The 25,370-nt window shown below is 67.0% G+C and carries 23 protein-coding genes, 1 tRNA gene and 1 pseudogene; 12 read left to right on the forward strand and 13 right to left on the reverse strand.

Going from position 1 to position 25,370, the window contains the following annotated elements; translation table 11 throughout:
- Nucleotides 1-132: 132 nt before the first annotated feature.
- The gene (locus ACTIL2_RS11420; RefSeq protein WP_442337584.1) at nucleotides 133-1,845 is read right to left on the reverse strand and encodes a hypothetical protein; all 1,713 of its coding nucleotides are present in this window, start codon (nucleotides 1,843-1,845) and stop codon (nucleotides 133-135) included.
- 168 nt (nucleotides 1,846-2,013) lie between these two features.
- Between ACTIL2_RS11420 and ACTIL2_RS11425 the strand changes: the two genes are divergently transcribed.
- Both ACTIL2_RS11425 and ACTIL2_RS11430 read left to right on the forward strand, forming a co-directional pair.
- The gene (locus tag ACTIL2_RS11425; protein ID WP_442337585.1) at nucleotides 2,014-2,547 is read left to right on the forward strand and encodes a peptidylprolyl isomerase; all 534 of its coding nucleotides are present in this window, start codon (nucleotides 2,014-2,016) and stop codon (nucleotides 2,545-2,547) included.
- A gap of 16 nt (nucleotides 2,548-2,563) precedes the next feature.
- Entirely contained in the window at nucleotides 2,564-3,190 is a 627-nt protein-coding gene (locus tag ACTIL2_RS11430) for a rhomboid family intramembrane serine protease (protein ID WP_442337586.1), read from the forward strand.
- Here ACTIL2_RS11430 and crgA read toward each other — a convergent pair.
- The gene (crgA, locus tag ACTIL2_RS11435) at nucleotides 3,168-3,452 is read right to left on the reverse strand and encodes a cell division protein CrgA (protein ID WP_442337587.1); all 285 of its coding nucleotides are present in this window, start codon (nucleotides 3,450-3,452) and stop codon (nucleotides 3,168-3,170) included. The two genes, ACTIL2_RS11430 and crgA, sit on opposite strands and share 23 nt — an antisense overlap.
- A gap of 74 nt (nucleotides 3,453-3,526) precedes the next feature.
- On the opposite strand from crgA, the gene ACTIL2_RS11440 reads away from it, so the two are divergent.
- The gene (locus ACTIL2_RS11440; RefSeq protein ID WP_442337588.1) at nucleotides 3,527-4,204 is read left to right on the forward strand and encodes an anthranilate synthase component II; all 678 of its coding nucleotides are present in this window, start codon (nucleotides 3,527-3,529) and stop codon (nucleotides 4,202-4,204) included.
- 153 nt (nucleotides 4,205-4,357) lie between these two features.
- Here ACTIL2_RS11440 and ACTIL2_RS11445 read toward each other — a convergent pair whose 3' ends face one another.
- The 8 genes from ACTIL2_RS11445 to ACTIL2_RS11480 all read right to left on the reverse strand — a co-directional run bounded on the left by ACTIL2_RS11445 (nucleotide 4,358) and on the right by ACTIL2_RS11480 (nucleotide 15,622).
- Nucleotides 4,358-5,179 carry a DUF559 domain-containing protein gene (locus tag ACTIL2_RS11445; protein ID WP_442337589.1) on the reverse strand — a complete coding sequence of 274 codons (822 nt, stop codon included), beginning with the start codon at nucleotides 5,177-5,179 and terminating at the stop codon, nucleotides 4,358-4,360.
- Between the two features lie 512 nt (nucleotides 5,180-5,691).
- The gene (gene pknB, locus ACTIL2_RS11450; RefSeq protein WP_442337590.1) at nucleotides 5,692-7,686 is read right to left on the reverse strand and encodes a Stk1 family PASTA domain-containing Ser/Thr kinase; all 1,995 of its coding nucleotides are present in this window, start codon (nucleotides 7,684-7,686) and stop codon (nucleotides 5,692-5,694) included.
- A 106-nt stretch (nucleotides 7,687-7,792) separates the two neighbouring features.
- Entirely contained in the window at nucleotides 7,793-9,376 is a 1,584-nt protein-coding gene (locus ACTIL2_RS11455; protein WP_442337591.1) for a protein kinase domain-containing protein, read from the reverse strand.
- Nucleotides 9,377-9,381: 5 nt separating this feature from the next.
- Nucleotides 9,382-10,836, reverse strand: a complete 1,455-nt coding sequence (locus ACTIL2_RS11460; protein ID WP_442337592.1) for a peptidoglycan D,D-transpeptidase FtsI family protein — start codon at nucleotides 10,834-10,836, stop codon at nucleotides 9,382-9,384.
- Nucleotides 10,833-12,233 carry an FtsW/RodA/SpoVE family cell cycle protein gene (locus ACTIL2_RS11465; RefSeq protein WP_442337593.1) on the reverse strand — a complete coding sequence of 467 codons (1,401 nt, stop codon included), beginning with the start codon at nucleotides 12,231-12,233 and terminating at the stop codon, nucleotides 10,833-10,835. Before ACTIL2_RS11465 ends, ACTIL2_RS11460 begins: the two co-directional genes overlap by 4 nt.
- A gap of 2 nt (nucleotides 12,234-12,235) precedes the next feature.
- A complete protein-coding gene (locus ACTIL2_RS11470; protein ID WP_442337594.1) occupies nucleotides 12,236-13,936 on the reverse strand; it encodes a PP2C family protein-serine/threonine phosphatase in 1,701 nt (566 codons plus the stop codon).
- Nucleotides 13,933-14,424 (reverse strand): FHA domain-containing protein FhaB/FipA, encoded by a 492-nt coding sequence (locus ACTIL2_RS11475; RefSeq protein ID WP_442337595.1) that lies wholly within the window; start codon nucleotides 14,422-14,424, stop codon nucleotides 13,933-13,935. Before ACTIL2_RS11475 ends, ACTIL2_RS11470 begins: the two co-directional genes overlap by 4 nt.
- A 76-nt stretch (nucleotides 14,425-14,500) precedes the next feature.
- Nucleotides 14,501-15,622 carry a DUF3662 and FHA domain-containing protein gene (locus ACTIL2_RS11480; protein ID WP_442337596.1) on the reverse strand — a complete coding sequence of 374 codons (1,122 nt, stop codon included), beginning with the start codon at nucleotides 15,620-15,622 and terminating at the stop codon, nucleotides 14,501-14,503.
- A gap of 285 nt (nucleotides 15,623-15,907) precedes the next feature.
- Here ACTIL2_RS11480 and ACTIL2_RS11485 point away from each other — a divergent pair.
- The 6 genes and pseudogenes from ACTIL2_RS11485 to ACTIL2_RS11510 form a co-directional block, all read left to right on the forward strand.
- Nucleotides 15,908-15,990, forward strand: a tRNA-Leu gene (locus tag ACTIL2_RS11485).
- Between the two features lie 326 nt (nucleotides 15,991-16,316).
- Complete coding sequence (locus ACTIL2_RS11490; RefSeq protein ID WP_442337597.1) at nucleotides 16,317-16,925, forward strand: TetR family transcriptional regulator; 609 nt, start codon at nucleotides 16,317-16,319, stop codon at nucleotides 16,923-16,925.
- On the forward strand, nucleotides 16,925-17,647 hold the full coding sequence (locus ACTIL2_RS11495; protein WP_442337598.1) for a MerR family transcriptional regulator: 723 nt from the start codon (nucleotides 16,925-16,927) through the stop codon (nucleotides 17,645-17,647). Before ACTIL2_RS11490 ends, ACTIL2_RS11495 begins: the two co-directional genes overlap by 1 nt.
- 109 nt (nucleotides 17,648-17,756) lie before the next feature.
- Nucleotides 17,757-19,346 (forward strand): MFS transporter, encoded by a 1,590-nt coding sequence (locus tag ACTIL2_RS11500; RefSeq protein ID WP_442337599.1) that lies wholly within the window; start codon nucleotides 17,757-17,759, stop codon nucleotides 19,344-19,346.
- A 253-nt stretch (nucleotides 19,347-19,599) separates the two neighbouring features.
- The gene (locus ACTIL2_RS11505) at nucleotides 19,600-19,794 is read left to right on the forward strand and encodes a hypothetical protein (RefSeq protein WP_442337600.1); all 195 of its coding nucleotides are present in this window, start codon (nucleotides 19,600-19,602) and stop codon (nucleotides 19,792-19,794) included.
- Nucleotides 19,772-20,332 (forward strand): annotated as a pseudogene (locus ACTIL2_RS11510) (IS3 family transposase); the annotation flags it as partial. The gene ACTIL2_RS11505 and the pseudogene ACTIL2_RS11510, both read left to right, overlap by 23 nt.
- A gap of 207 nt (nucleotides 20,333-20,539) precedes the next feature.
- Here ACTIL2_RS11510 and ACTIL2_RS11515 read toward each other — a convergent pair.
- Together ACTIL2_RS11515 and ACTIL2_RS11520 are read right to left on the reverse strand one after the other, a co-directional pair.
- Nucleotides 20,540-20,875 carry a hypothetical protein gene (locus ACTIL2_RS11515; RefSeq protein WP_442337601.1) on the reverse strand — a complete coding sequence of 112 codons (336 nt, stop codon included), beginning with the start codon at nucleotides 20,873-20,875 and terminating at the stop codon, nucleotides 20,540-20,542.
- Nucleotides 20,876-20,898: 23 nt separating this feature from the next.
- On the reverse strand, nucleotides 20,899-21,507 hold the full coding sequence (locus ACTIL2_RS11520; protein ID WP_442337602.1) for a TetR/AcrR family transcriptional regulator: 609 nt from the start codon (nucleotides 21,505-21,507) through the stop codon (nucleotides 20,899-20,901).
- A gap of 99 nt (nucleotides 21,508-21,606) precedes the next feature.
- On the opposite strand from ACTIL2_RS11520, the gene ACTIL2_RS11525 reads away from it, so the two are divergent.
- From ACTIL2_RS11525 to ACTIL2_RS11535, 3 genes are all read left to right on the forward strand, one after another.
- Nucleotides 21,607-22,353, forward strand: a complete 747-nt coding sequence (locus ACTIL2_RS11525; RefSeq protein WP_442337603.1) for an SDR family NAD(P)-dependent oxidoreductase — start codon at nucleotides 21,607-21,609, stop codon at nucleotides 22,351-22,353.
- 84 nt (nucleotides 22,354-22,437) lie between these two features.
- Nucleotides 22,438-23,304, forward strand: a complete 867-nt coding sequence (locus tag ACTIL2_RS11530; protein ID WP_442337604.1) for an MFS transporter — start codon at nucleotides 22,438-22,440, stop codon at nucleotides 23,302-23,304.
- 363 nt (nucleotides 23,305-23,667) lie between these two features.
- On the forward strand, nucleotides 23,668-25,167 hold the full coding sequence (locus ACTIL2_RS11535) for an MFS transporter (RefSeq protein ID WP_442337605.1): 1,500 nt from the start codon (nucleotides 23,668-23,670) through the stop codon (nucleotides 25,165-25,167).
- Here ACTIL2_RS11535 and ACTIL2_RS11540 read toward each other — a convergent pair.
- A partial coding sequence (locus tag ACTIL2_RS11540; protein ID WP_442337606.1) for a hypothetical protein occupies nucleotides 25,164-25,370 on the reverse strand: 207 nt, incomplete at its 5' end. The genes ACTIL2_RS11535 and ACTIL2_RS11540 overlap by 4 nt on opposite strands.

A 25,370-nucleotide genomic window follows, 5' to 3' on the forward strand; every position in this document is an offset into this window, starting at 1 on the left:
GCGCTGGCCGGTGTCGGCAGGTGAGTGACGCGGGCCGTGTACACAGACCGGTCCCCGGTCATGGCACCCGCGGGGGAAACCATGACCGGGGACCGGTCAGCTTACGGTGCTTACAGCGAGGGCTGCAGGGGACTACAGGCGGTGCTTGCCGCCGTCGTCCTCCTCGGTGTCGCCACCCTCGGACTCGCTGTCCTCGGAACCCTCAGCCTCGTCGGACTTCGGAGCGGCAGGTGCACCGGGAGCGCCCGGGGCGCCGGGAGCAGCGGGGGCGTTGCCCGCGTCCTTACCCGTCGTCTCCGGGGCCTCCTCGGTCTCGGTGGCGTCAGCGACGTCCTCCTTGACCTCCTCAGCCTTGTCCTCGACCTTCTCCTCGGCCTTGGCGGCGTCGGCCTTCGGCTTCGCGGCGGCACCGGTGGCGGGGTTGCCCTCGGTCCGGGGGGTCTTCGCCGGGGCGGGGGCGGCACTGCTGCCCTTGGCCTTCTGCGCCACGTAGGCGACGGCGGCGGCGATGATCGCGATCAGCAGCAGGTTGCGGCCGGTGTGCTTCTTCTTGTTGGCTTTCGCCGCCTTCTTCAGCTCCTTGGCGCGGACCTTCTCGGCCTTCTTCGTGGCCTTCTTCTGGATCTTGCGCTGCGAGCGGGACAGCTGCTTGTTGGCGGTCTTGGCGTTCTTCTGGGCGAACTTCTTCGCCTGCTTGCCGGCCTTCTTCTTGCCCTTGGCACCCTCCTTGGCGGCGGCGTCGCCGACCTCGGAGGCGACCTCGGATGCCTGGGTCCAGGCGCTGTCCAGCGTCTTCTTCGCGGAGTCGCCGGCCTTCCTCGCCTTCTTCTTGGCGGACTTGATCTCCTTGCTGTGGTCCTTCTCGAACTGCTTGGTGGCCTTCCGGGCCTTCTTGCCGGCGTCCTTGCCCGCCTTGCGTCCTGCCGCGACACCGGTCGTGGCGAGGGCGGCACCGGTCCTGCCGACCTGGTCGGCACGGTCGCGGGCCTCGGACAGGGCATCGCCGACAGCATCGGACTCGAGGAAGGCGGTGCCGCGCTCCTGCGCCTGGCTGACCAGGTCACCACCGCGCTCCTGCGCCTGGTTGACGAGGTCGCCGCCGCGCTCACGGGCGGTACGGCCCCAGCGGGTCACGGTATCGGCGAGGTCGGCGTCCGGCGCGGCCTTCACCTGGTCGGCCAGGTCGGACGCACGGCTCCCGGCCGCCGAGGTCACTGCGGCGAGCCGCTTCTCGACGAGGTCGCGCGCGCTCTCGTCCTTGCCGGACGCCTTCTTGGCGACCTTGTGCTGGCGCTTCAGGGCCTTGGCCTGCGTGCGGTCGGCCTTCGCCTTCTGCTTGTCGGCCTTGGCCTGGCGCTTGGACACCTTCCCGGAGATCTTGTCGGCCTTCTTCGTGGCCTTCTCAGCCTTCTTGCTGAGCTTGTCCGCCTTGGTGTCCTTCAGGGTCTCCAGGGTGCTCTCGGCGTCCTGAACGGCCTTGTCGAGACCCTGCGTGGCATCGGCGTTCTGAGTGGTGGTGGTCACCGTTTTTCCTTTCGAGGCATGTCGGCTGTTGTTGTCGGCCCTGTTTGTGGACGGAGCGGGGGTAGCGGGCCCGGCGGACTCGACCGGGGTCGGCGGCTCGGCGGCCGCCTCGTTCTCCGCGAGAATCTTCTCGACGATCAGTCGCTGGTGCCCGGGGGCGGACTCCAGGATGCGCGCGCGTTCCTCCGGGGAGGTCCTGCCCAGCCGGAGTGCGGCGAGGGTCGAGAAGTTGCGTTGCTCGGCCTGCTTCTTGCGGCTCTTGTTCAGGTTCGAGACCTGCTTGGCTGCACGCAACGCAGTTCCTGCGGTGTTGAGGTCCATGGGCCCGTGTTCTCCTTGCAGTCGACGGGACGGTATCGGATGGTATTCGGTTCGTTCACTTCTTGCTCGTCAAACTGGGGTCGTCATTCAACGATAACCAAATGTGCGGTCCAGGGTAGGCGGAAACGGTTGAACGGGTGGGGAAGTTCGTCAGGTACCCTGGCTGCCATGACCGTTCAGAAAACCGCGACAGCGACCCTGCACACCAACTACGGCGACATCGCCATCGACCTCTTCGGCGACCACTCGCCGGCGACCGTCAACAATTTCGTCGGCCTGGCCACCGGCGACAAGGAGAAGGCCCCGTACACCACCGAGAACGCCAAGGGCGAGACGGAGGGCCCGTTCTACGACGGTGCCATCTTCCACCGCATCATCGACGGCTTCATGGTGCAGGGCGGCGACCCGACCGGTACCGGACGCGGCGGCCCCGGCTACGAGTTCAACAACGAGAACCACCCCGAGCTGCAGTTCGACCGTCCGTTCCTCGTCGCGATGGCCAATGCCGGCCGCGACACCAACGGTTCACAGTTCTTCATCACCGTCGGTGCCCACCCGCACCTCAACGGCGGCTACACCATCTTCGGTGAGGTCACCGACAAGGAGTCGCAGAAGGTCGTCGCCAAGATCTCGCGGGTCTCCACCAACCGCATGGACCGTCCGGACGAGGACGTCGTCCTCGACTCCGTGGACGTTGCCTGACGGATCCCCCGGTGTCGTGGACACCATCCGGAGATTCTTCCGCGGTGCCCCGGCCACCGTCACGCTGATCGTCGCGTGCGTGGTGGTCTACGCCGCCACGGCGCTGGACGCCCGCTCGGCACTGCAGCCCGCCTACACCAGCGAACTGGCGTGGCGGCTGATGATCGACCCGCCGGCGATCACCGGCGGGGGTGAATGGTGGCGTCTGGTCACCGGGGCGCTGGTGCACCTGGACATCGGGCACCTGCTGCTCAACCTGCTGCTGATCGCCTTCGTCGGCCGGGAGCTGGAGCGCGCCTACGGCACCACCGTCATGGTGGTGTCGATTCTGGTGTGCGCGGTGGGCGGTGCTCTCGCGGTGATCTGGTTGCAGCCGGACAGTATCGTCGGCGGCGCATCAACCGTGGGCTACGGCATGTTCGCGATGCTCGTCGGGCTGTCGTTGAGCAGGGGCACCGATGTGCGGGCACCGGTGGCGCTGATCGTGGTCAACCTGCTCTACTCACTGACCAGCGGGGTGTCGTTGCCCGGCCACCTCGGGGGCCTGGGCGCCGGTGCACTGGTCGCTGTGGTGCTTTTCGCGTGGGGACGCAGGGGACGCGGCGGCCGGGCGCCGCGTCCTACTTCCACCCCATGGTCATGAGCAGACCGACGATGAACAGGCTGAAACCGATCAGGTAGTTCCAGGCGTTCAGGTCCGCCATGAAGGGGATGCTCGGCCCGGCGATGTAGTTGACGACGAGCCAGGCCAGGCCCAGCACCATCAGACCGAGCATCAGTGCGACGTACCAGCGCGGCGTGCCGGTCGAGTTGAGCTTGACCGGGGTGCGGCGGTCGGCTGCGGAGGCGCCGACGCTGCTGGCGGAGTTGTCCTCCGGTGAATCGGAGATCCGAGACTTCGGCATGGTAGTAACCCTCACTGACATGGTGACGTGTTCGAACGCACCCAACCCTACCAGCGGGGGATAGGATGAACGCCATGCGCATCCTCGTCATCGACAACTACGACAGCTTCGTCTACAACCTGGTCCAGTACCTGGGGGAACTCGGCGAGGACTGCACCGTGTGGCGCAACGACGCCGCGGAGTTGGAGACGTCCGGTGATGACCTGGAAGGTGCCCTCGAGGGCTTCGGCGCTGTGCTGGTTTCCCCTGGTCCGGGGGATCCGTCGTCGGCGGGCAGGACGCTGGACGTGATCGCGCACTGTGCGGCGCACCGGATCCCGATGCTGGGGGTGTGCCTGGGGCATCAGGCACTTGCGCAGCACTTCGGTGCGGCCGTGGTCCGCGCCGACGAGATCTTCCACGGCAAGACCAGTCCGGTGACCCATGATGGCACCGGCGTGCTGGCGGGGATCCCGTCCCCGTTCACGGTGGCCCGCTACCATTCGTTGACCGTGGATCCGGCGACGGTGCCGGACGGTCTCCTGGTGTCAGGGCGGGTGGAGTCCGGGATGATCATGGCGATGCGGCACGCGGAACTGCCGCTGCATTCGGTGCAGTTCCACCCGGAGTCGATCATGACCAATTACGGCCACCGGATCCTGTCGAACTGGCTCGCCGACGCGGGACGCCCGGTCGACGAGGCTGAGTTGACCCGGCTGGCCGCCCGCCACGCGGACACGTTGGCCGGTGCGACCGCTGCTGTCGGGGGGTAGATCCGGCGTCGCCCCATCGATGTGGTCCCGTCAGTGCTCCCCAGTCGCCAATGCTTACTTTCTGCCGGTAACCCCTCAGGCTGGTCCGACCGACCTGAGGGGTTACCAGGGAAAAGTCAGTTGCGGACACACTGGAAGCGATGATGGATGACGTCATGATGCACGCCGGGACGTGCTGCGCCATCTCGCTTCGGCCCGGCCAATGGCTGCGCCGACATCCCTGCGGACCCTGCCCACCCGCCGGATGCCGTGGCGGGTGTAGCGGCAGACCTCCCAACCCTGGTTGATCATCTGCTGGGTGAGCTGCAGGTCCGTTTCGCGCTGCCTCAGACTGTCGTGGTGGCCGCCGTCGTAGTACAGCGCGATCCTCAGCTCCCTGCACGCCAGGTCCGGTACAGTTCCGCCCGGGAATGGCACCCCGTCCAGGTCCCCGGTCACCTGGGATTCCCAGGTGTGCCCGGGCGGGAGCAGATCGCGGACGATCAGTCGCATGGCGGTCTCCATGGGGGAATGGGCACCGTAGTCGGCACTGGCGAGAATCGCCCTGACCACGTCGGCGGGTATACGGCCGGTGGCCGCATCACGGATCTCATCGAAGGTCAGCCAGGTGCACTGGGTGAATGCGTCGACGAACTGTATCGCCTGGTGCATCCGTGGGCGGATGCCGGGGATCGCGAGCGTTCTCCAGGTGTGCCTCCCAGAGAGGATGGAGTCCAGGCACTGAACCGCCGTGGTGGCGGGGCCCACGACCCGCAGCTCCGGCATGAGCGGGTCGGGGTGGACGATGTGGAGGTCGGCGGGCCTCCGCCGGAAGACCGGACGCAGGGGATGCTCCACCGCCACCGTTGTGTGGGAGTCTCCTTTGGCACCACGCTCGGCGTAGAGCACGGTCGGAGCGGTGTCCGGCCAGTCCGTCCAGAGCCCGAGGAGACCAGCGGCCCGCCATTCGCCGATGACGGCCCCCGGGTTCGCCATCCCATGACCCCTGGCGCGTGACACGGCATCAGCGGGGAACCCGCCGAATGGTGGTGACCCGGACTCACGTCCCTCGGCCGGCGGTGTTGGGAGTGCTGACCGGGGTAGGACGAAGCCGTCAGCGACCTGCACGTAATCACGGTCCAGTGCCCAGCGGGTGATGCTCCGGGAGGCCAGGAGCCCCTGTCGTCGAACCGGTACTTGGACGGGCGGGACGCGACGGGTGTGGTCGGGGCCGCGTTGGCTGCGGTGGCCGAGCTGACTGTGGTCATCGTGGTGGCTGTGGCTATCTCGGGGTGGAGTCGTCCTCATGGAGGGGAGAGACTCCGGAACGGCCCAGGACGTTCCCTCGCCCAATACTTACTTTCTGCCGGTAACCCGTCAGGTCGGTGCGACCAGCCTCAGGGGTTACCGGCAGAAAGTTAGTGACTGACTTTTCGCAGGTAATGGGCCGACAACCCCGCCACCGCGGGGAAGAGGACGGATTGGACCGGGCCCCAACCGCCCGTGAATCAGGGGATCCCGAGCACATTCACCCGTACGGTGATCGGCGCATTGCGGTCGATCGTCTCACCCTCGCGGGCGGACTGGCCGACCACGCGGTCCACCGCTCTGGGATCCAACTGGTTGACGTTGTCGCGCTCCAGCCGGTCGGGCGATCCCCGCCATCCGGCATTCTGCAGGTCGCTGAAGACCTCCTCGTAGTCCTTGCCCACGAGCTGCGGCATCTCGAACTGGTTCCCGCGGGAGACCTCCAGGGTCACCGTGGACCCCGGGGGCTGGCGGGAGCCCTCGTTCGTGGCGGACAGGACGCGGTTCTCCGGCTCGGTGGAGTCGACCATGTTGACCTCCACCTCGAAGCCGGCGCTCTCGAGGTTCTCCGTCGCGTCGTCCATCGACTGGCCGACCACGGTCGGGACGCGGACGTCCTCCGGACCGGTGGACACCGTGATGCCCACCTCGGTACCCACGGTGACCTGGGAACCGGACGCGTGGGTCTGCTCCATGATCTGGCCGACTTCGACCTCGTCACTCGCCTGCTCGGAGACGTTCGACCGCAGTCGCAGATTGGCGTCGGAAAGCGCGGCCTGGGCCTGCTCGGTGGTCAAACCGGACAGGTCGGGCACCTCGGTGATCTCCTTGCCGGAGGAGACCAGCAGGGTCACGGACGAGCCCTCGGGCACAGAGGAATCGGCCGCGGGCTCGGTGGCAATGACCTGGTCACGTTCGATCTCGGCGTCCGCCCGTTCCTCGACGGTGACCTCGAAACCGGCGTTGCGTAGTTCGGTTTCGGCCTCGGAGCGGGACATGTCCGACACGTCCGGGATGTTGACCTGTTCAGCGACCTGCTGTTCGCCGGAGGAGTCGTCGTCGTTGATCCAGTTCCAGGCCGCGAACGAGCCGGCACCGATCAGGGCGAGGACCGCGATGACCGCCAGGGCCGTCACCCAGCCACGGCGGGGCTTCTTCTCCTTGCGCTCCTCGGGATCGGGCTCCTGCTCCGGTGGCGGCCCCTGGGCTGCGGCGGCACCAGCCGCACCAGCTCCAGCGGCGGCACCGGCAGCACCGGCGGCCACCGGGGCGGCGGCCATGTGGGACGTCGGGGCGTCCTCCGGGATGTCGGCGTAGGCCTGTGCGGCCAGGGGCATCCGGCCGTTGGCGATGCGCTCCAGGTCGGCGGCCATGTCCGCGGAGCTGTCGTAGCGGTCCGAGGGATCCTTGGCCATCGCGGTCAGCGTGACGGCGTCCAGGGCCAGCGCCGGGTCCGGGTCCAGGTCCATGCCCGGAACCTGCGACGGGGGCGTCGGTGCGTCCTGCACGTGCTGGAAGGCCACGGAGAACGGCGACTCCCCGGAGAACGGGGGACGCCCCGTGGTGACCTCGTAGTAGACGCAGCCTGCGGCGTAGATGTCGGAGCGGGCCTCGGCGGAGCGGCCGCGTGCCTGCTCGGGGGAGAGGTACTGGGCGGTGCCGATGACCGCGGCGGTCTGCGTCATCGCCGAGGTGGTGTCCGACAGGGCACGGGCGATGCCGAAGTCCATCACCTTCACCGCACCGGTGTTGGTGATCATGATGTTCGCGGGCTTCACGTCCCGGTGGATGATCCCGGCCTCGTGGGAGAACCCGAGTGCACGGCAGACCTCCGCCATGACGCGGGACGCCTCCTCCAGCGGCAGGGGGCCGTTGTCGCGCACGATGTCGCGCAGGGTCTGCCCGTGCACGCGCTCCATGACGATGTAGGGGACGTGGCCGGACGCGTCGTCGGTCTGACCGGTGTCGTAGACGGCGACGATGGCGTGGTGGTTCAGCTTCGCGGCGTTCTGCGCCTCGCGGCGGAAACGCTCCAGGAAGGTCTCGTCACGGGCGAGGTCCGCCCGCATCATCTTCACCGCGATGTCGCGGCCGAGAAGTTCGTCGGTGGCGGCATAGACGTCGGACATGCCACCGGTGCCGATGACGGGGCCGAGTAGGTACCGCCCGCCGAGCCTGGTGTTGCTCAGGTCCATGCTGCTCCCTTCCTGTGTGTCACTCTGTGGGTCTCATTGTGGTGCCCGCTACGGTGCTCTCCTGGGAGAATACCGGTGCGGTGCCTCCGGTTGCTAATACCGTGCGTCACATCGGCCCCACAGTCGCATCCGCGGCACCACCGTTGCCGGTGTTCTGCCCGGTGCCGTTTTCCGCGGCGGGGTCCTGCAGATCCGGCAGCAGATCCTCCACGATGTCCGATGCCGACGGTGGCTCGGAGTCGCCCGGCGGTGGGTCGGAGGGCTGGCCGGGATCGGTCGGCTCATCGGGGCCGGTGGGCTCCGTCGGCTCCTCCGGGTCGGTCGGCACGGTGGGTTCGGTCGGCTGGTCCGGGTCGGTGGGCACGCTGGTCGGTGTGCCCGGGTCCGTCGGCTCCTCGGTGGGCTCGACGACGTCCGGCGGCGGGACCACGGTCTGCTCCTCGGTCACCTCGGAGGTGATCGTCTCCGTTTCCGGGGGCGCTGGCGGCGGGTCCTCGGAACCGGACGGATCCCAGATCGCCCAGACCAGGGCGGCCAGGGCCACGACCAGGGCGACGGCGAGCGCCCAGATCCACAGGCGGCGGCCACCGCCCTTGCGCGGTGCCGGTCCCATGTTCGCCTCGTCGGTGACCTCGCCGAGACGTCCTGACCCGGTCGGGGCCTGTCCCGCCATCGAGGGCGGAGGGGTGAAACCGGTGGCCGGGTCCGGCGGCATCTGCCCGTCGCGCACCGGGACGGTGGCGGCGGCCAGTGCGGCTCCGTCGGCGTACCGGGCGGCCGGGTCCTTGCGCAGGCAGATCGCGATCAGCTGGCGCATCGGGGCACTGAACGTGTCCGGCAGCTCCGGGGCGGGTTCGTTGATGTGCTTCAGGGCGACGGAGACGGTGGAGTCCCCGGAGAAGGGGCGCTGGCCGACGAGTACCTCGTAGCCGACCACACCGAGCGAGTACACGTCGCTGGACGGCCCGATGTCCAGCCCCTGCGCCTGTTCGGGGGACACGTACTGGGCGGTGCCCACGACCATGCCGGTGCGGGTCAGCGGCACGGCGGAGGCGGCCTTGGCGATGCCGAAGTCGGTGACCTTGACCACGCCGTCGGCGGTGACCATGAGGTTGCCGGGCTTGATGTCCCGGTGGATCAGCTGGCGCTGGTGGATGGCCTGCAGCCCGACGGCGGCCTGTGCGATCAGGTCGAGCACCATCACCTCGGGCAGGGTGCGTTCGCGGCCGAGGATGTCGGCCAGGGACTCGCCCTGGACGTACTCCATGATGATGAAGCAGTAGGCCACGCCGGTGCCGTCGACGTCCTGCTGCTCGCCGTAGTCGAAGGTGGCCACGACGTTCTCGGAGTCGATCGTCTCGGCGGCCTCGGCCTCCTGGCGGAAGCGGTCGCGGAACTCGGCGTCATCGGTGAGCTCGGGTTTGAGCACCTTGACGGCCACGTCCTGCTCCATGACGGCGTCGTAGGCCAGCCAGACGGTGGACATGCCGCCGCGTCCGACGATGCGGGAGACGGTGAAACGGCGTTCGGTGCCGGCGCCACCGGACGGCCCGGCGTAGTGGGCGTCGAGGACGCGCTGGATGCGGTCGGCCGCCGCACGGTCGCGGGCGGATGCTCCGTCGGGCTCCGGGGACTCCGCGGCACCGAATACGCGGGTGCCGTCGTCCGGATCGTTGGGATCGTCGCTCATCGTGCTCACCTCGCTTCCTGGAGGGCTGCGTCGATCACGGCGCGGCCGATCGGGGCGGCGACCGAACCACCGGTGGCGGCCTGGCCCGCGTCGCCGCCATTCTCGACCAGCACGGCGACGGCGACATCGGCGTCCTCGGACGGTCCGAAGGCGACGTACCAGGCGTGCGGGTCGGAGTTGCGGGAGTCCTCGCCGTGCTCGGCGGTACCGGTCTTCGACGCGATGTCGCCGGAGCCGCCCGAGTACTGCTCGGAGCCGCGCATCAGGTCGGTGAGCTGGTCGGAGACCTCGGGGGAGATCGCCCGTCCGGCCTCGTTGGGACGGGTCTCCTGGATCACGTCCAGGTCCGAGCCGGTGACCTGCTTGACCAGGTGCGGCTTCATGCGCACCCCGTCATTGGCGATGGTGGCGGCGATGACGGCGTTCTGCAGCGGGGTCAGTGCCACGTCCCGCTGGCCGATGGCGGACTGGCCGAGTGCGGCGCCGTCCGGGATGTCGCCGATCGTGGAGTTCTGGATGGGCAGGCCGAAGTCCTCGTCGTCCTCCTCGCCGATGCCGAAGGCGTCTGCGGTGTCGCGGAAGGCGTCGGCGCCGTGGCGGACGGCGAGGTCCACGAAGGAGGTGTTGCAGGACTGGGAGAACGCGGTGCGCAGCGGGACCTGGGGGCCACCGCAGGACACGCCGCCGTAGTTCTCCAGCGTGGTGGTCGTGTCCGGCAGGGTGATCTGCGATTCACCGTTGACCATGGTGTCGGCGTTGTCGCCGGCCTCCAGGGCCGCGGCGGTGGTGATCAGCTTGAAGGTCGAGCCGGGCGGCTGGGTTTGCTGGGTCGAACGGTTGAGCAGCGGTGCGTTGGGGTCGTTCTGCAGCGCCTCGAAGGCGGCGCTAGACGATTCGGCGTCCGGGTTGGTGATCGCGGACGGGTCGAAACCGGGGGTGGACGCCATGGCGAGTACCTCGCCGCTGGAGGGCCGCAGAGCCACCACGGAGCCGGAGTAGCCACGGGAGGACAGCTCGTCGTAGGCGACCTGCTGCACATTGGGCTGCAGGGTCAGGTCCACGTTCGCCCCCTTGGCCTCCTTGCCGGTGATCGTGTCCCAGGCGCGGGAGGCGAAGAGGGAGTCGTCGGTGCCGTCGAGGATGGAGTTCTGCGACGCCTCGATGCCGGACGCCCCGTACTGGTCCGACAGGTAGCCCAGGGCTGCCCCGTAGGTGGAGGGGTTCGTGGGGTACTCGCGGCTGTACAGGCCGTCCTCGTCGGCGTTGGACTGGGCGAGCACCTGGCCACCCGCGGTGATCTGGCCGCGGGGGATGGACTTCTGCTCGATGAACTGCCGGGAGTTCAAGGCGTTCTCGGAGTAGGTGGACGTCTGGAACCCCTGGATCCAGGTGAGGTTGGCCAGCAGGATCACCACCAGGACGAACGCGAAGACCGCGACGTTGCGGATGGACTTGTTCATGCGCGGACCTCCCTGTTGTCGGTGCTGGTGGCTGGGTTGTCGGGGTCGGGACCGTCCGGGGAGTCGGTTGGGCCGTCCGGGAAGGTCTTCGGGGTGTTCACGGAGTGCGAGATCTTCAGCAGGATGGCCAGCAGGATGTAGTTGGCCAGCAGGCTGGAGCCGCCGTGTGACATGAACGGTGTGGTCAGCCCGGTCATCGGCAGCAGCTTGGAGATGCCGCCGGTGACCACGAAGATCTGCACCGCGAGGGTCAGTGAGAGGCCCGCGGCCACGAGCTTGCCGAAGGAGTCCGGGGTGCGCAGTGCCGTGACGAAACCGCGGGTGACCAGGATGGCGAAGAGGATCAGGACGGCGGCCAGGCCGACGAAGCCGAACTCCTCACCGACCGAGGACAGGATGAAGTCCGACCAGGCCACCGGCACGTTCTGCGGGTAGCCCTCGCCCAGGCCGGTACCGGTCACCCCACCGAAGGACATGCCGAACAGGGCCTGCGACAGCTGGTAGCCGGTGCCGTCGTAGTTGCCGATCGGGTCGAGGAAGTTGGTGAAGCGGTCCTGGATCTTGTCGGAGATCTGGAAGACGATGTACACACCGACCACCGCCAGCCCCAGGCCGATGACCAGCCAGGAGGAACGCCCGGTGGCCATGTAGAGCATGCCGAGGATCGTGGCGAAGAGCAGCAGGGCCGGACCGAAGTCGTTCTGTGCGGCCATGATCAGGATCGCCAGGCCCCAGACCAGCAGGATCGGCCCCAGGTCGCGCAGGCGGGGGAACTGCAGGCCCAGGAACCGTTTCCCGGCGACGGAGAACAGGGTGCGCTTGTTGACCAGCAGCGCGGCGAAGAAGATCAGCAGCATGATCTTCGCGAACTCGCCCGGCTGGATCGAGAACGGGCCGAGGCTGATCCACACCTTGGCGTCCGCGTTCATGGACGTCGGCCACACGATGGGCAGGGCGGAGAGCAGCAGGGCCCCCAGTCCCAGCAGGTAGGCGTAGTTCTGCAGGGAGGTGTGGGACTTCATGAACCACATCACCGCGGAGAAGAACACCAGGGCGATGACCGTCCACATGATCTGGGAGTTCGCCAGGGACGTCTCGCGTGCCAGGTCGAGTCGGTAGATCATCACCAGCCCGATGGCGTTGAGCATCGCGGCGACCGGCAGCATGATCTGGTCGGCGTTCGGTGCCTTCAGGCACAGCACCAGGTGGGCGAGGCCGAAGACCACGATGTAGCCGCCGACGAGCACGAGGACGTCCGCGGTGAGGTCATTGCCCTGGGACAGCTGCAGGGCGACCAGGGCGATGCCCAGGACGACGGCGGAGAAGACCAGCAGGCCGAGCTCGAGGCCGCGGGCCCTGGCGGACGCACGGATCCCGGTGGTGGTGGGTGCGGGCATGGTCAGTCCACCTCCCGGCACGAAACCCCCGGAGTGGTGAGGTCGGACGGTTCGGCATTGCTGCTGTTGCCGTTGTCGTTGTTTCGGTTGTCGTTGTCGCGGGTCACGCACACAGGGAGAGTCTGGTCGGCGAGACGGCGGACCTGCTGCTGGATCTCGTCGTAGGAGTCACGGGGCAGATTGTCGAGCGTGCCGCGCGCGGCGGGGGTCAGGTCGGAGGTGGTGAACCGGTGGCAGGGGTCGTCGCTGCCGGCGGGGAGCAGCCGGACATCCGCGCCACCGTCGAGGCAGACCTCCTGGTAGGCGGACTGGGTGGAGACACCCAGGATGCTGCCCGGGGAGCCCTGGTAGATGAGGATCGGGGTCCCGCTCTCGGCGGGCTCCTCCGCAGCGGTCCCGGGGGCGGTCTCCGGCGCCGTTTCCGGGGCCGGGGGCGCTGTAGCCGGGGTGGTGTTGTCGTCGTCCGGTGCGGGTGCGTTCGGCTCCTCCGGCCCGGCCGTCTCTTCGCCGGATGCGGGTGCAGAAGGGGCCCCGGAACTGCCGGTCGTTGCGGGGGAGGGCCGGTCGTCCGTTGAGGCGGTGGCCACGAAGTAGGTCTGGCTCAGGTTGTCGCGGACGTACCAGAGGGTTCCGCCGGCGGCGACGACCAGCACCAGGACGGCGGCGAGCCCGATGAACCAGCCCTTGCGGGACCGGCGCTTCCCCGGCTCGGCGTCGGCGTCGTCCGGGGCGTCCTGCGCGGAGGCGGGACCGGCGTCGGCCGGCGCATCGGACGCGGCGGCCGCACCAGAGGCGGGACCCTGGATGATGTTGACGGCCGAGGCGCGGCCGGCCGACGTATCGGGGCGGGGCAGCTCGGGGGCGGTACCGTTCACCGCGCCGGCGAGCATCGGCTCGCTGGGCAGCGTGGCGTCCCCCGGGAGCTCGGCGGGGTCGACGACGTCGGCGACGACGACGGTGACATTGTCCGGGCCGCCGCCGCGCAGTGCGAGGTTGATGAGCTGGGCACCGGCTTCGGCGGGAGTGCCGGTGCGCATCACCTCCTGGATGGTGTCGAAACTCACCGGGTCGGACAGGCCGTCCGAGCACAGGAGGTAGCGGTCACCGGGGCGGGCGTCGCGCAGTTCCAGGGTCGGGTCGACCGGTCGGCCGGTCAACGCCTTGAGGATCAGGGAACGCTGCGGGTGGCTGCTGACGTCCTCCGGGGCGAGCTTGCCCTCGTCGACCAGGGACTGGACGAAGGTGTCGTCCTTGGTGACCTGGGTCAGTTCATCGTCACGCAGCAGGTAGCCGCGCGAATCGCCGACGTGGCAGACGCCGAGCGAGGCCCCGTCGAACAGCATGGTGGTCAGGGTGCAGCCCATGCCGTCCTGGTTGGGGTTGTCGTCGACGTGGGCGGCGATCGCGCGGTTGCCGTCGTCCATCGCCTCGGCGAGCATGGTGAGCAGCCGGTCCTGCGGGACAGAGACCCCCTGCGACATGGTGTTCTGCAGGGTGTACAGCGACGTGATCATCAGCTCGGAGGCGACTTCACCGGCGGCGTGGCCGCCCATGCCGTCGGCCAGGGCCAGCAGGTTCGGTGCGGCAACCGCGGAATCCTCGTTGTTGCTGCGCACCAGGCCGCGGTCGGACAGGGCGGCGTAGTCGAGGGCCAGGGTGGCGCCTGCGGTGCCGTCGTCGCTGTGCGTGGGCTGGTCGGTCATGCTTCCATCCTCACCGTCGTCTGGCCGACACGGAGCTCCTGACCGGCGGCGACGCGTTCGGGCTGGTCGATGCGTTGACCGTTGAGGAAGGTCCCGTTGCGCGAATCGAGGTCCTCGAGGAACCAGTCGTCCCCGCGGCGCATCAGGCGGGCGTGGGTGCCGGAGGCGAAGTCATCCTCGACCTCGAGGGTGCACGAACTGGACCGGCCCATCGAAACCTCCTGGTAGCCCTGTAGATTCAGCGTGGTGCCGGTGAGTGGACCGGAGACCAGTTGCAGCGATGTCGGTGCGGCGGCACGGCGGAAACCGCGCCCACCGGACGCGGCTGGCGCGGCGACGGACGCACCGACGGCGGCACCCGGTCCGGCCGGTCCCGCCATGGCTGCCGTCGAGACCTCCTTCCGCATGGCGCGCACGGTGATCCAGATGAACAGCCAGAGCACGACGAGGAGGGCGATCTTGGCGACTAACACCAGGGTCGTCTGCATTGAAGGTCATCTCCTATTCGTGCCGGTGTGATCGTCGTTCGATCCTACCGGCTGAATCTACCCTCTCGGTGGTCCGTCAGCTGAACCGAACCTCGATCTCGCTGTGCCCGATGGTGACCACATCGCCGTCCGCGAGCAGCCAGTTCTCCACGGGGATGTCATTCACCGTGGTCCCGTTGGTGGATTTGAGGTCGGTGAGGACGGCGTCGTAACCGTCCCAGGTGATCTCGGCGTGCTGCCGGGAGACGCCGGTGTCCGGCAGGCGGAAGTCCACGTTGTTGCCGCGTCCGATGACGTTGGCGCCGTTCTGCAGGACGTAGTTCCGGGCGGAGCCGTCCTGCAGGAACAGGGTGACGGTGGTCTGCGGGGCGGACTCCTCGCCGGCGGCGGCCGCGTCGGCGGCACCGGTGGCGCTGTCCCCGGTGCGGGCCGGGGGTTCGTCCTTGTGGGAGATGACTTCGGTGCCGGGGTAGCTGGCCATGGGCGGATCGGGCTCCGGTTCGGGGTCGGGCGTGCGCGGCTCGGGCACCGGCTCGCGGGTGGGGCGTTCCGCCGGCTGCGCGGGACGCGCCAGTCCGGTCAGGGGGTTGGCTGCGGCACCTGCGGCTCCGGCGGCACCTGCGGCTGCGGCTCCCGCAGCACCAGCTGCCCCTGCCCCTGGCCTGCCTGCGTCGTCCTGTCCGTCGGCCTCCTTGGCGTCGTACGGGCGGGCGACCGGGTTGCGTCCGGAATCGGGTTCGCTGCGGGGCCAGTGGGGTTCGTTGTCGTTGGCGCCCCGGGAATCCGGGGATTCCGGGGGTTCCGTGGAGGAGCCTGCGGGCGGGTCGAAGGAAGAGCGCGACTTGAGCTGGCCGGTGTGCAGCCCGTCGTCCTCCAGGATCTCCACGGAGACCGGTTGGGGGGACTCCCAACCCTCGTTGCGGATGAAGCGGTGCAGGCGCCCACGGAGCTCGTCGGCGAGCTCGGGACGCTTCTCCAGCAGGGCGTCGTGGTCGTGCTTCGAGACGTGGACAACGTAGGACGAGGCGGCGACGATCTTCCCCTTGCTGTCCTCCATGAGGGTGTCCTCGACCTCCTGCTTCAGCAGTTCGTCGATCTCAGCGGGGACGACTTCGCCGCCGAAGACACGGGCGAAGCCGTTGTCCAGCCCGCGCTGAAGAGAGCTGTCGAGCTTGCGGAACCGGCCGAAGAGGTCCATCGCTGCTTTCTCCTTTGCTTCAGTTCTCCCGCGGGTGCGTCTGTGTGGATCAGTCTGTTTTCCAGTGAGCCTCGTCCCCCGGGGGCCGGGTAGGCCGACGTTGACGGTCAACTATACGTATCACGCCTGTGAAGTGCCTGGAAGTCTCTGAAGATTGGGGGTCGGGTGTAGTACCGGTTGATATGCGCCTTTGTGACCTGCAACTTTGTGTGTCGTGGGTGGTGGTGATAATCTTTCCTCCGTTGCGAAAAGGCAACCCACGTCGATGCTCCGTATCGATGCCACGGGCGAGTGGCGGAATGGCAGACGCGCTGGCTTCAGGTGCCAGTGTCCTTCGGGACGTGGGGGTTCAAGTCCCCCTTCGCCCACAGTGAGCGGTTCGCGAACTGAACCGGCCGGAGGTCACAAACTCGAAAGGGTTTGTGACCTTCGGTTTTTCGTTGTCTGGGGGATGCGGGTTTCGAGTTTTGCAAGTTCGGGGATTGCGGGTGCAGGTCCCGGAAGCGGGTGGATCCGAGGTGCCGAACTTCCAGTCCGGTTGTCTCAAAGCTGGCGTTGCCTGTCCTTCATCATGTGGGTGCCTCTCCGGCAAGTGATGCAGTGTCCAATACAGTGTGTTGGTCGATCAAACGCCACACTAACACAGTGTATTGGCACAGCGTGCCATCACACCGTGATGGTACGGTCGTCCACGATGGATAACACCAGTTCACGGGAACGAATTCTCGCTGCCGCTGCCGCCATCCTCGGCGAGGACGGCATGACCGCGAGGCTCAGCGTGCGGACCGTCGCATTCCGGGCCGGCGTGAGCACCGGGTCGCTGCGCCACCATTTCCCCACCCAGCAGGCACTGCGCAACGCGGTTCTCGGACGCATCTACGACTGGACGGTCACCGGTGCTGAGGACATCCGGGACGCGACGCGTCCCGCCCGTGACCGCCTCGTCGACTGTCTGCGCTCCGTGTTGGACGCGGCACCCATCGGTCAGCCCGCACGCGAAGCCGTGATGACACTGACCAGGGATTTCATCACCGCCGACCCCACCGACCAAATTCGTGGGGCCTACCTGGCGATGGAGCAGGACGGACAGCACCGCGTCGAGGACTGGCTGACCGTCCTCGCCAGGGAGCGCGATGTGTCCACGGACGACGTCCCCCGGCAGGCACGTTTCCTGAACACCGTCCTGGAGGGGCTGGCCCTGCAACGGGCGCTGCCCGCCGATGACGCGATCGTGCAGATGGAGACCGCAACCCTCTACCTGGCGGCGGACGCTGTGCTCCACGGAACGACGGAGCCGGGCTGATGCTCAGCAGTGAACTCGCCGAGCTCGCCGGGGTGTCGGTGCGCACGTTGCGGCACTACCACAAGATCGGCCTGCTGCCGGAACCTCCGCGGTCCTCGGCCGGCTACCGCCACTACGACGTCGCCCATGTGGTCCGGTTGCTCCGCATAACCCGGATGACCTCACTGGGCATCCCCCTGTCCGCGCTGCCGGAGGTCCTCGACGACCCCGCCGCCGCCGAAGTGATGCTGGACGAACTCGACCGCAGGACCACCGCCGAGCTTGATCGGCTCACGGCCAGGAGGGCCAGCATCGACGCACTGCGCCGCGCCGGATCACCGCCGGACCTGGACCCCGAACTGTCGCCGTACCGGTCAGAGCCCACCGGAGGCATGTCGCCGGACCACATCCGCTTCGAACATGAGCTGCTCGTCCTGCTCGGTCACGCCCTCAGCGAAGCCGCCCCCTCGCGCATCGCCTCCATCTTCGGGATGTCCGACCAGGAACGCGTAGCCGGGGAGGAGCTGACCGGGCGCTTCTTCGCACTGCAGGACGGCGCCTCCGACCGGGACGTCCTGACCCTCATCGAAGACTTCACCGTGTACCTGCGACCGATGATGTCCCGCCTGGCGGATATGACCACGATCAATTCGCAGTTCACCGAACTGATGGAGCGGTTGAGCGAAACAACGCTCAACGCCGCCCAACTCCGGGTGCTGCGCCGGGTCGACCAGCGACTGTGAGGGATGACCTCTGTGAGGTACATCACGGTATAGTGCGTTGACCCCGACGCGACGTCGCAGTCTGAACTGAGGTGTGTCCAACCGTCAAGACACTGCAAGGAGCACCCCGGTGACCACCCCAGCACCCTCATCCTCTTCACCCACCTCCACCTCGTCGCCTCCCAGGGCGGGCACCCGGCAATGGATCGGCCTCGTGGTCCTCGCGCTGCCAGTGCTGCTGATCGCCATCGACGGAACAGTCCTGCTCATGGCGTTGCCCGAGATCTCCGCCGAGCTGAGCCCCACCGGCACCGAACAGCTCTGGATGATCGACATGTACTCGCTGGTGTTGGCCAGTCTCCTGGTGGCGATGTCGAGCGTGGGAGAGCGATTCGGCCGACGTCGGAACCTCCTTATTGGCGCGGTCGTCTTCACCGCCGCCTCCGTCCTGGGCGCGATGTCGACCACGGCCTGGATGCTCATCGGTGCCCGGGCCCTGCTGGGTGTCGGCGGCGCGATGATGATGCCGTCGACACTGTCCCTGCTGCGCAATATGTTCCTCGACCGCGAACAACGCCGCTACGCGATGGCGGTCTGGGGCGCGATGGCCTCGGTGGGCGCCGCCGCCGGACCGATCCTCGGCGGATGGATCATCGAGACGTTCAGCTGGCACGCCGCCTTCCTGATGAACATCCCCGTGATGGTGCTGCTCGCGATTCTGGGCCCGCTGCTGCTCCCGGAGAGCCGCAACCCTGACCTGCACTCGATTGACCTGCCCAGCGTGGTTCTCTCGCTGGTCGGGCTGCTCGGGGTGGTCTACGGCATCAAGAACATCGCCGGCGACAAGGAGGTCGTCCTCGGCATCGTGGCGGCCGTCCTCGGCGTGCTCGCGCTCGCACTCTTCGTCCGCCGCCAGCTCCGGCTGACCACCCCTCTCCTCGACGTCCGGCTGTTCACCGTGCGGCACTTCCGGGGCGCTGTCGTCACCGACGTCCTGTCCATATTCGCGATGGTCGGGTCACTGGTCGCGCTCGTCCAGTTCCTGCAGCTCGTCCTGGGCATGGCCCCCCTGGAGGCGTCGGTGTGGCTGGTACCGCAGGCGGTGCTCGCGGCGACGGCGGGTTTCCTGGCCGCCGCGCTGGCGCGCAGGTTCCTGCCCGCGTACATCATCATCCTCGGCCTGATGGTCTCGGTGACCGGGTTCGGCCTGACCGTCCTGCTGTCCCCCTCGTCCAGCCCCGCGTTGGTCGCGACGCTGCTCGCGCTGGTAGCACTCGGCGCCGGCATGGGACTCACCCTGAGCAACGACATCATCATGAGTTCGGTGCCCCCGGAGCGGGCCGGGCAGGCGGCGGCCACGTCCGAGACCGGCTACGAAATCGGTACGACAATGGGCACCGCGATACTCGGCGGTGTGCTGGTGGCCTGGTACAGCCGGGTCGCGGCGGACGGCACCGCCGGGCTCGGGCTGCCGGGGGACCTCTCCGAACGGGCGTCCTCGACAATGGCGGAGGCCCTGCTGGTCGCGGACGAAGTGGGCGGACGCACCGGCGCCGCCGTCGCCGACGCGGCCTCGGAGGCCTTCACCGAGGCAATCACGGTGACAGGTCTGGCCGGCGCCGGAGTGATGCTCTTCGCGGCACTCTGGGCGTTCGTGACACTGCGGGGCGCCGCGGCGAACCAGGACCTGACGGCGGATACCTCGGCGCCGGGGAGCTGAGCAGTACTCCCCACTGTTTTCAGAGGTATGAACACCCCGGCGGTTCTGGATGCCGACATACTGTTTGAAGTCTGAGGTACCGGTGGGCAAAGAGTTCAATGTCTTACTAACCTCGTCAAGCACGGCGAGGTCCTGACGATCAACCGATCCTCGTTCTACAAATGGAAGGACACCACGGCACAACGCCAGGCCCGCCGGGTCGACGATGCGGCGCTGGCCGCGCGGATCACCGCGGTGTTCGACGCGAACAACGGTGGCTCACGGCGCCAAGCGCATCACCGCCGAAATCAACGACCCCGACGACGATGCCTCGGGCGCTTCCAGTTCAGCGCCGTTCAACCACAAGCGCGTCGCCCGCCTCGTGCGTGCCAGCAGACTGGTCGGCTACACGAAGAAACGCCGCGTGAAAAACCACTGTCGCCGACCCGCGTCGGCGGGTGTTCGCTGATCTGCTGCGCCGCCGGTTCACCACCAGGGCGGTCAACGACACCTATGTCGGTGACATCACGTACCTACCGGTTGCCGACGGGTCGAACATGTACCTGGCCACGGTCATCGACTGCTTCTCCCGCCGGCTCGTCGGCTTCGCGATCGCCGATCACATGCGCACCGAGTTGGTGCAGGAGGCCTTGGTGATGGCGAAGACCGAGCGCGGCAGCCTGGCCGGGGCGATCTTCCACTCGGATCACGGCAGCGTCTACACCTCTGGGGCGTTCCAGGACACCTGCCGCAGGTTGGGGGTCCGCCAGTCGATGGGCGCGAGCGGTACCAGCGCGGACGATGCTCTGGCTGAGTCGTTCAATGCCGCTCTCAAGCGTGAAGTGCTCCAGGACGCGAAGACGTTCGCCAATCAGTTGGTGTGCCGTCGGGATGTGTTCCGGTGGTGCGTCCGTTACAACACCGTCCGCAGGCATTCCTGGTGTGGAAATCTCTCGCCGCAGGCCTATGAGGCCCGTGGTTCCGGTAGGCTCAGATTCGCATCTTGATCAAATCCCCGTGTCCACCATCCGGGGTTCGGGCCCGTCTGCGTTCAGTACTCGTCCGACAGAAGGAAGTCCGGAACGCGGAGGTGCCGGATACCTACTGTGTTGTCATCGACCATCGGGGCAAGCGTCAGCACGCGCTTGGGGTGGTTGTCTTGGACTGCTTCCACCGGCCCGTACTCGCGTCTGGCGGTTCCCGTCAGCTGATCGTCATCGCGGACCGTCGGATCGCCTGTCACTCTGGTACGTCAGGGTTCTGCCGGGTGTGGCGAAGACGCGGAGCGAGACTCCTGCAACGGCGATCACCACCACGACGATCGCGGTATTCAGTGACAGGGTGAGGGGCTCCCAGTTCTCCGGATCACCGAGTTGGACGACGGCATCAACGAAGATGGGTGCGGCACCCACCAACACCAGAAGTGACTCAGTGACGCGCCCGCCAATGCCGGACAAGTGCAGGATCCACGCCGCGATGACGAGGATTGGGCTGAGGAAAAGCCACAGGATCAGCAGGGTGGACGATGCTTCCGTGAGGGGTGGCTGCATGCGCTAACGCGACAGTACCCGCATCACGTCGCGGGCCGACTGCCCACAGGGAGAAGTCGTGCCGACAGCTCACGTGCCGTAGAGGCCAGAGTTAGTGGGTCCATCCCGGTCCTGCCCATGTACACAATTCCCTGCTGGGCAGCCAGCAGTGCCCGCGCCAGTGCAACCGGTTCGAACTCGTCCCCCAGATCGCCCTCATTGCAGGCACGAACAACACACTCGGCAATCGCGCCCGTGAGCTCCTCGTAGGTCTGGTGCGCCAGGGAACGGACGTCCGGATCCGTATTGCCCAACTCGGTGGTGCTGTTCGCCAACAAACATCCACGCCGTATGGCATCGTCGACTCGGCTCCCGGCTATCGGCGATTCGACAACACTGCGGAGCGCATCAATGGCACGGGGGGTTTCCCTCACAGTCCGGCGAAGTTGTTCGAGGTTCCCCGTTGCATAGTCACGTAACACCCGGAGGATGAGCCCACGTTTATCGCCGAAGGCCGCGTATAAACTCCCCTTGCCGAGACCGCTGACACGCATCAGATCGTCCATGGAGGTCGCTGCGTAGCCTGCCGTCCAGAACTGCTCCCGAACTGCACACAGTACTTTTTCCTCATCGAATGCTCGTGGTCGCGCCATGACCCCATGGTAGGCGATGTTGACCAATCAGTCCATAACTGGCTATTATGGACCATCCGGTCAAGAATTCACTACGCATCGAAAGGGCGGAAACGCACCATGGGAAAGCTCAATAACAAAGTTGCGATCGTTACCGGTGGATCCCGGGGCATCGGGGCTGCAATAGCCCGGGCACTGGCCAACGAAGGGGCCGACGTAGCGATCAGCTACGCGTCCTCGGACCAGAAGGCGCAGGACGTGGTACGGGATCTGCAGGCCACGGGGGTCCGGGCCGCCGCGTATCGCGCCGACCAGTCGGATCCTGCCAATGGCGCGGACCTTGTCCAGCGCGTGGTCGATGATTTCGGCAGGCTCGATATTCTCATCAACAACGCCGGATTCAGCGCGGCGGCGCCGATCGACAGTGAGGACGTCGACGAGGATGCTCTGGACCGGCACATCGCGGTGAATTACCAGGGAGCCGTCGCCGCGATCCGTGCGGCATTCCCCTTGCTCCCGGAGGGAGGACGCATCGTGAACATCAGTACCGGCGCTGCATCACGGGCTGGTTTCCCCGGCATGGCCGACTACACTGCATCGAAGGCGGCCCTGGAAAGTTACAGCCGCGGCGCAGCACGAGACTTGGCGCACCGCGGCATTACGGTGAACACGGTCAAGGTCGGTTTCATCGACACTGACATGAATCCCGCAGACGGACCGGCCTCATCCATGTTTCTCCCGACCACGGCCATGGGACGGTACGGCCGACCGGAGGAAGTTGCCGCGGGCGTCGTGTTCCTCGCCAGCCCGGACGCATCCTACATCACCGGTGCCGGTCTGAATATTGACGGTGGATACGCGGCGTAGCAGCCTCGCGCCCACTTGGGGGCGGAGCCCAACCAATCTATTCACCACCTGCGGATACAGGCGCCGTCGTGCTCAAATGATGGCGTGAGCGAGGGTACTGATCAGTTGCCGCGACCTCGCGGCAGCAACTCCAGAACAATCAGCCTCCTCGCCATCTGCATCGGCGTCAGCTCGGCATGCTTCTTCGCCAACCTCCCCCTGGTACCCCGCGTCCTGCGGGAGCGCGATCCTGAGCAGCTGCACCTGGTCGGCCTACTGGTGTCGATCTCATTCATCATCTCCGCACTGATGTCCCCGGTGTGGGGTCTGCTCGCCGACCGCTTCGGCCCCAGAATCATGATGCAGCGTGCCGCGATTCTGGTAGCTGTGGCCTATATCGCCATGGCGTTCGCCCCGACCTTCGAGTTCATGTTGGCCGCCAGGATCATCAACGGGTTCGCGAACGGGCTGATCCCCGCCGCCTATACCTACGCCGTCAAAGCTCTCCCCACCGAGGTTCAGGGGCGAGGGTTCACCACGTTGAGCGCCGCGAGTTCCGCCGGTGCCATCATCGGCCCCGCGGTCACCGTCTTCGCCGGATTCCTCGGGACGACTGGCGTGATGGTTGCCGTCGGCGGCGTTGCCGCCACCACCGCGATAATCGCTTCATTCCTTCCCCGGGTGGCCGGGAAAATCGTCGGCCGTTCGGCGGACAGTGAGCAGGACGCGGCGACCGCGGCGACTGCATCCAGAGCGTCCCCCAGGTGCCTTCGGATGGTTCTTCAGGTGGTCATGCTCAGCCTGTCCGTCCTGTCCGTCCTGGTGCTGGGCGCCATCTCCTCCCGCCTGCAGACCGCGCTCCCGCTCTCCATTGCAGAGGCCGACCCGGATGCGTCCTACCTCATCGCCGGGTCGATGTTCGCCATCGGAGGGGCGGCGACAAGGTCGTCCGCCGAGTCCACCCTCGAGTAGAGGCTTGCACGGGCTACGTCGATCCGTCCCGCAACGGCCCGGACGGGCAGTGCGCGGCGCCCTCCATCATGTTGTGAGAACTCCTGGAGACCGAGTCGCGATCCCTGCACGCGAGATAGGGAACCCACTGGCCAGCGGTAGAAACCGACGCCATCAAGGTTCTCACTTGTGCGAATTGGGGTATGGGAACGGAGACTTCTCGGGCACTGCAGGGTTGTCCATATCAATAAGCCGGTTATAGAGTGGGTGACACTTTTTTCATTACCAACCGCCCACGACGGCGGACCCGACCGAAAGGACCGCGCAAAGGACCACCTCGCCCAACTGCACGACCGGCACACCGGAAGGACTGACGAACCGCACATGTTCGGATCACTGAAGAACAGCCACATCCCAGAAGGTAAGAGGTGGGAGGCCGACGACGTCACCGTCACCGAGCCTGCCACCGTCAGACGAGCCATCAACGCCGCCGCCATCGGTAACGTCACCGAGTGGTACGACTTCGGGGTCTACGGCTACCTCGCCCTCACCATCGAGGGGGTGTTCCTCCCGGACGACTCAGGCGCCGCCGGCAAGATCATCGTGGCCGGCCTCTTCGCGGTCTCCTTCCTGGTCCGCCCCATCGGCGGATTGGTCTTCGGACCACTTTCCGACCGCATCGGTCGCAACCGCGTCCTCGCGCTCACCATGATCCTGATGGCGAGCAGTACCTTCCTCATCGGTGTCATCCCGGACTACGCTGCCATCGGCATGGCCGCGCCGTTCCTGCTGTTGCTGTGTCGTCTCCTGCAGGGCTTCTCGACCGGCGGTGAGTACTCCAATGCGATGACCTTCATCTCCGAGTACGCCCCAGACCGCAAGCGCGGCTTCTTCGGCAGCCTGCTTGAGGTCGGCACCTTCGGCGGCTACGTCCTCGGCGCGTCCGTCGCCGTCATCCTCGAGAGCATCCTCAGTGAGGACGCGATGATGTCCTGGGGATGGCGTCTGCCCTTCTTCGTGGCACTGCCCCTGGGCTTCGTCGGCATCTACCTGCGAACCAAGCTGAAGGACACCCCCGCGTTCGAGCAGCAGGAAGCCGCGAAGAGCGCGCCCGAGAGCCAGTCCCACGCGGCCCGTGACTTCGAGGGCAACGAGTTCAAGAAGATTCTGTCTCTCTGGCCGTCCATTCTGGTCTGCTGCGGCCTGGTGCTCGCCTGGAACGTCACGAACTACATGCTGACCTCCTTCCTGCCCTCCTACTTCGACGAGATCGGGAACCGGCAGGACGGCTACGAAGTCTCCAGCCTGACGGCGAACATCCTCCAGATCATCGTGATGGCTGTGATGCTGCTGCTTATCCCGGTCTTCGGGAAGCTCTCCGACCGGATCGGCCGCAAACCGATCGTCCTCGCGGGGTCTCTCTCCCTGATTGTCCTGGCAATCCCGTCGATCCTGCTGATCAGGGTCAGCAACACCGCGTGCGTCTTCATCGGCATGCTCATCATGGGGCTGTCCCTGATCTGCTTCAGCTCGATGATGCCGTCCACGCTGCCGTCGCTGTTCCCCACCGTGGTCCGCGCCGGCGCGCTGGCAATCGCCTTCAACGTCTCCATCTCGCTGTTCGGTGGCACCACGTCCACCGTCATGGAGGCGCTCATCTCCGCCACCGGCAACCTCATGTGGCCCGCGTTCTACCTCATGCTCGCTGGCGTGGTCGGTCTGATAGCCCTCCGGTACCTCCCGGAGTCCAACGGTCATCCGATGTGGGGTTCGAACCCCGCCGCAGAGACCGAGGAGGAAGCTGTCACCCACGTGGAGGATCTCAACCGCGAGATCGAGGAACTGGAGCGCGAGGCGAACAGCGCCCGACTGGTATCCAGTTAGCGGATGAGTTCCAAGACGTGGCTGGCCTGTGCCTCGGTCGTACCGGGTGGGTTCCGGCGGAATCCGCCGTTGCCCGGCATGAGCATCACCAGCCAGAACGCAGCAAAAACCGGTCGGAAGGCGCGCATCCTGTTCCGCTCGTCGGCGGACAAACCGATCGCTTCGGCGAGCGTCCCGGGGTCGAACACGTCTGCCGTGCGTGC

It is taken from the genome of Corynebacterium sp. (genome assembly GCF_052107835.1).
Lineage (GTDB): Bacteria > Actinomycetota > Actinomycetes > Mycobacteriales > Mycobacteriaceae > Corynebacterium.

Excerpts from the sequence above, each read along its gene's own strand:
- ACTIL2_RS11445 (WP_442337589.1), bottom strand. The coding sequence starts at position 5,179 with ATGGCGAACCCGGGGGCCGTCATCGGCGAATGGCGGGCCGCTGGTCTC.
- ACTIL2_RS11455 (WP_442337591.1), bottom strand. The coding sequence starts at position 9,376 with ATGAGCGACGATCCCAACGATCCGGACGACGGCACCCGCGTATTCGGT.
- ACTIL2_RS11440 (WP_442337588.1), top strand. The coding sequence starts at position 3,527 with ATGCGCATCCTCGTCATCGACAACTACGACAGCTTCGTCTACAACCTG.
- ACTIL2_RS11475 (WP_442337595.1), bottom strand. The coding sequence starts at position 14,424 with ATGCAGACGACCCTGGTGTTAGTCGCCAAGATCGCCCTCCTCGTCGTG.
- ACTIL2_RS11535 (WP_442337605.1), top strand. The coding sequence starts at position 23,668 with ATGTTCGGATCACTGAAGAACAGCCACATCCCAGAAGGTAAGAGGTGG.
- ACTIL2_RS11460 (WP_442337592.1), bottom strand. The coding sequence starts at position 10,836 with ATGAACAAGTCCATCCGCAACGTCGCGGTCTTCGCGTTCGTCCTGGTG.
- ACTIL2_RS11515 (WP_442337601.1), bottom strand. The coding sequence starts at position 20,875 with ATGCAGCCACCCCTCACGGAAGCATCGTCCACCCTGCTGATCCTGTGG.
- ACTIL2_RS11470 (WP_442337594.1), bottom strand. The coding sequence starts at position 13,936 with ATGACCGACCAGCCCACGCACAGCGACGACGGCACCGCAGGCGCCACC.
- ACTIL2_RS11465 (WP_442337593.1), bottom strand. The coding sequence starts at position 12,233 with ATGCCCGCACCCACCACCACCGGGATCCGTGCGTCCGCCAGGGCCCGC.
- ACTIL2_RS11480 (WP_442337596.1), bottom strand. The coding sequence starts at position 15,622 with ATGGACCTCTTCGGCCGGTTCCGCAAGCTCGACAGCTCTCTTCAGCGC.
- crgA (WP_442337587.1), bottom strand. The coding sequence starts at position 3,452 with ATGCCGAAGTCTCGGATCTCCGATTCACCGGAGGACAACTCCGCCAGC.
- ACTIL2_RS11425 (WP_442337585.1), top strand. The coding sequence starts at position 2,014 with ATGACCGTTCAGAAAACCGCGACAGCGACCCTGCACACCAACTACGGC.
- ACTIL2_RS11520 (WP_442337602.1), bottom strand. The coding sequence starts at position 21,507 with ATGGCGCGACCACGAGCATTCGATGAGGAAAAAGTACTGTGTGCAGTT.
- pknB (WP_442337590.1), bottom strand. The coding sequence starts at position 7,686 with ATGGACCTGAGCAACACCAGGCTCGGCGGGCGGTACCTACTCGGCCCC.
- ACTIL2_RS11420 (WP_442337584.1), bottom strand. The coding sequence starts at position 1,845 with ATGGACCTCAACACCGCAGGAACTGCGTTGCGTGCAGCCAAGCAGGTC.
- ACTIL2_RS11490 (WP_442337597.1), top strand. The coding sequence starts at position 16,317 with ATGGATAACACCAGTTCACGGGAACGAATTCTCGCTGCCGCTGCCGCC.
- ACTIL2_RS11525 (WP_442337603.1), top strand. The coding sequence starts at position 21,607 with ATGGGAAAGCTCAATAACAAAGTTGCGATCGTTACCGGTGGATCCCGG.
- ACTIL2_RS11495 (WP_442337598.1), top strand. The coding sequence starts at position 16,925 with ATGCTCAGCAGTGAACTCGCCGAGCTCGCCGGGGTGTCGGTGCGCACG.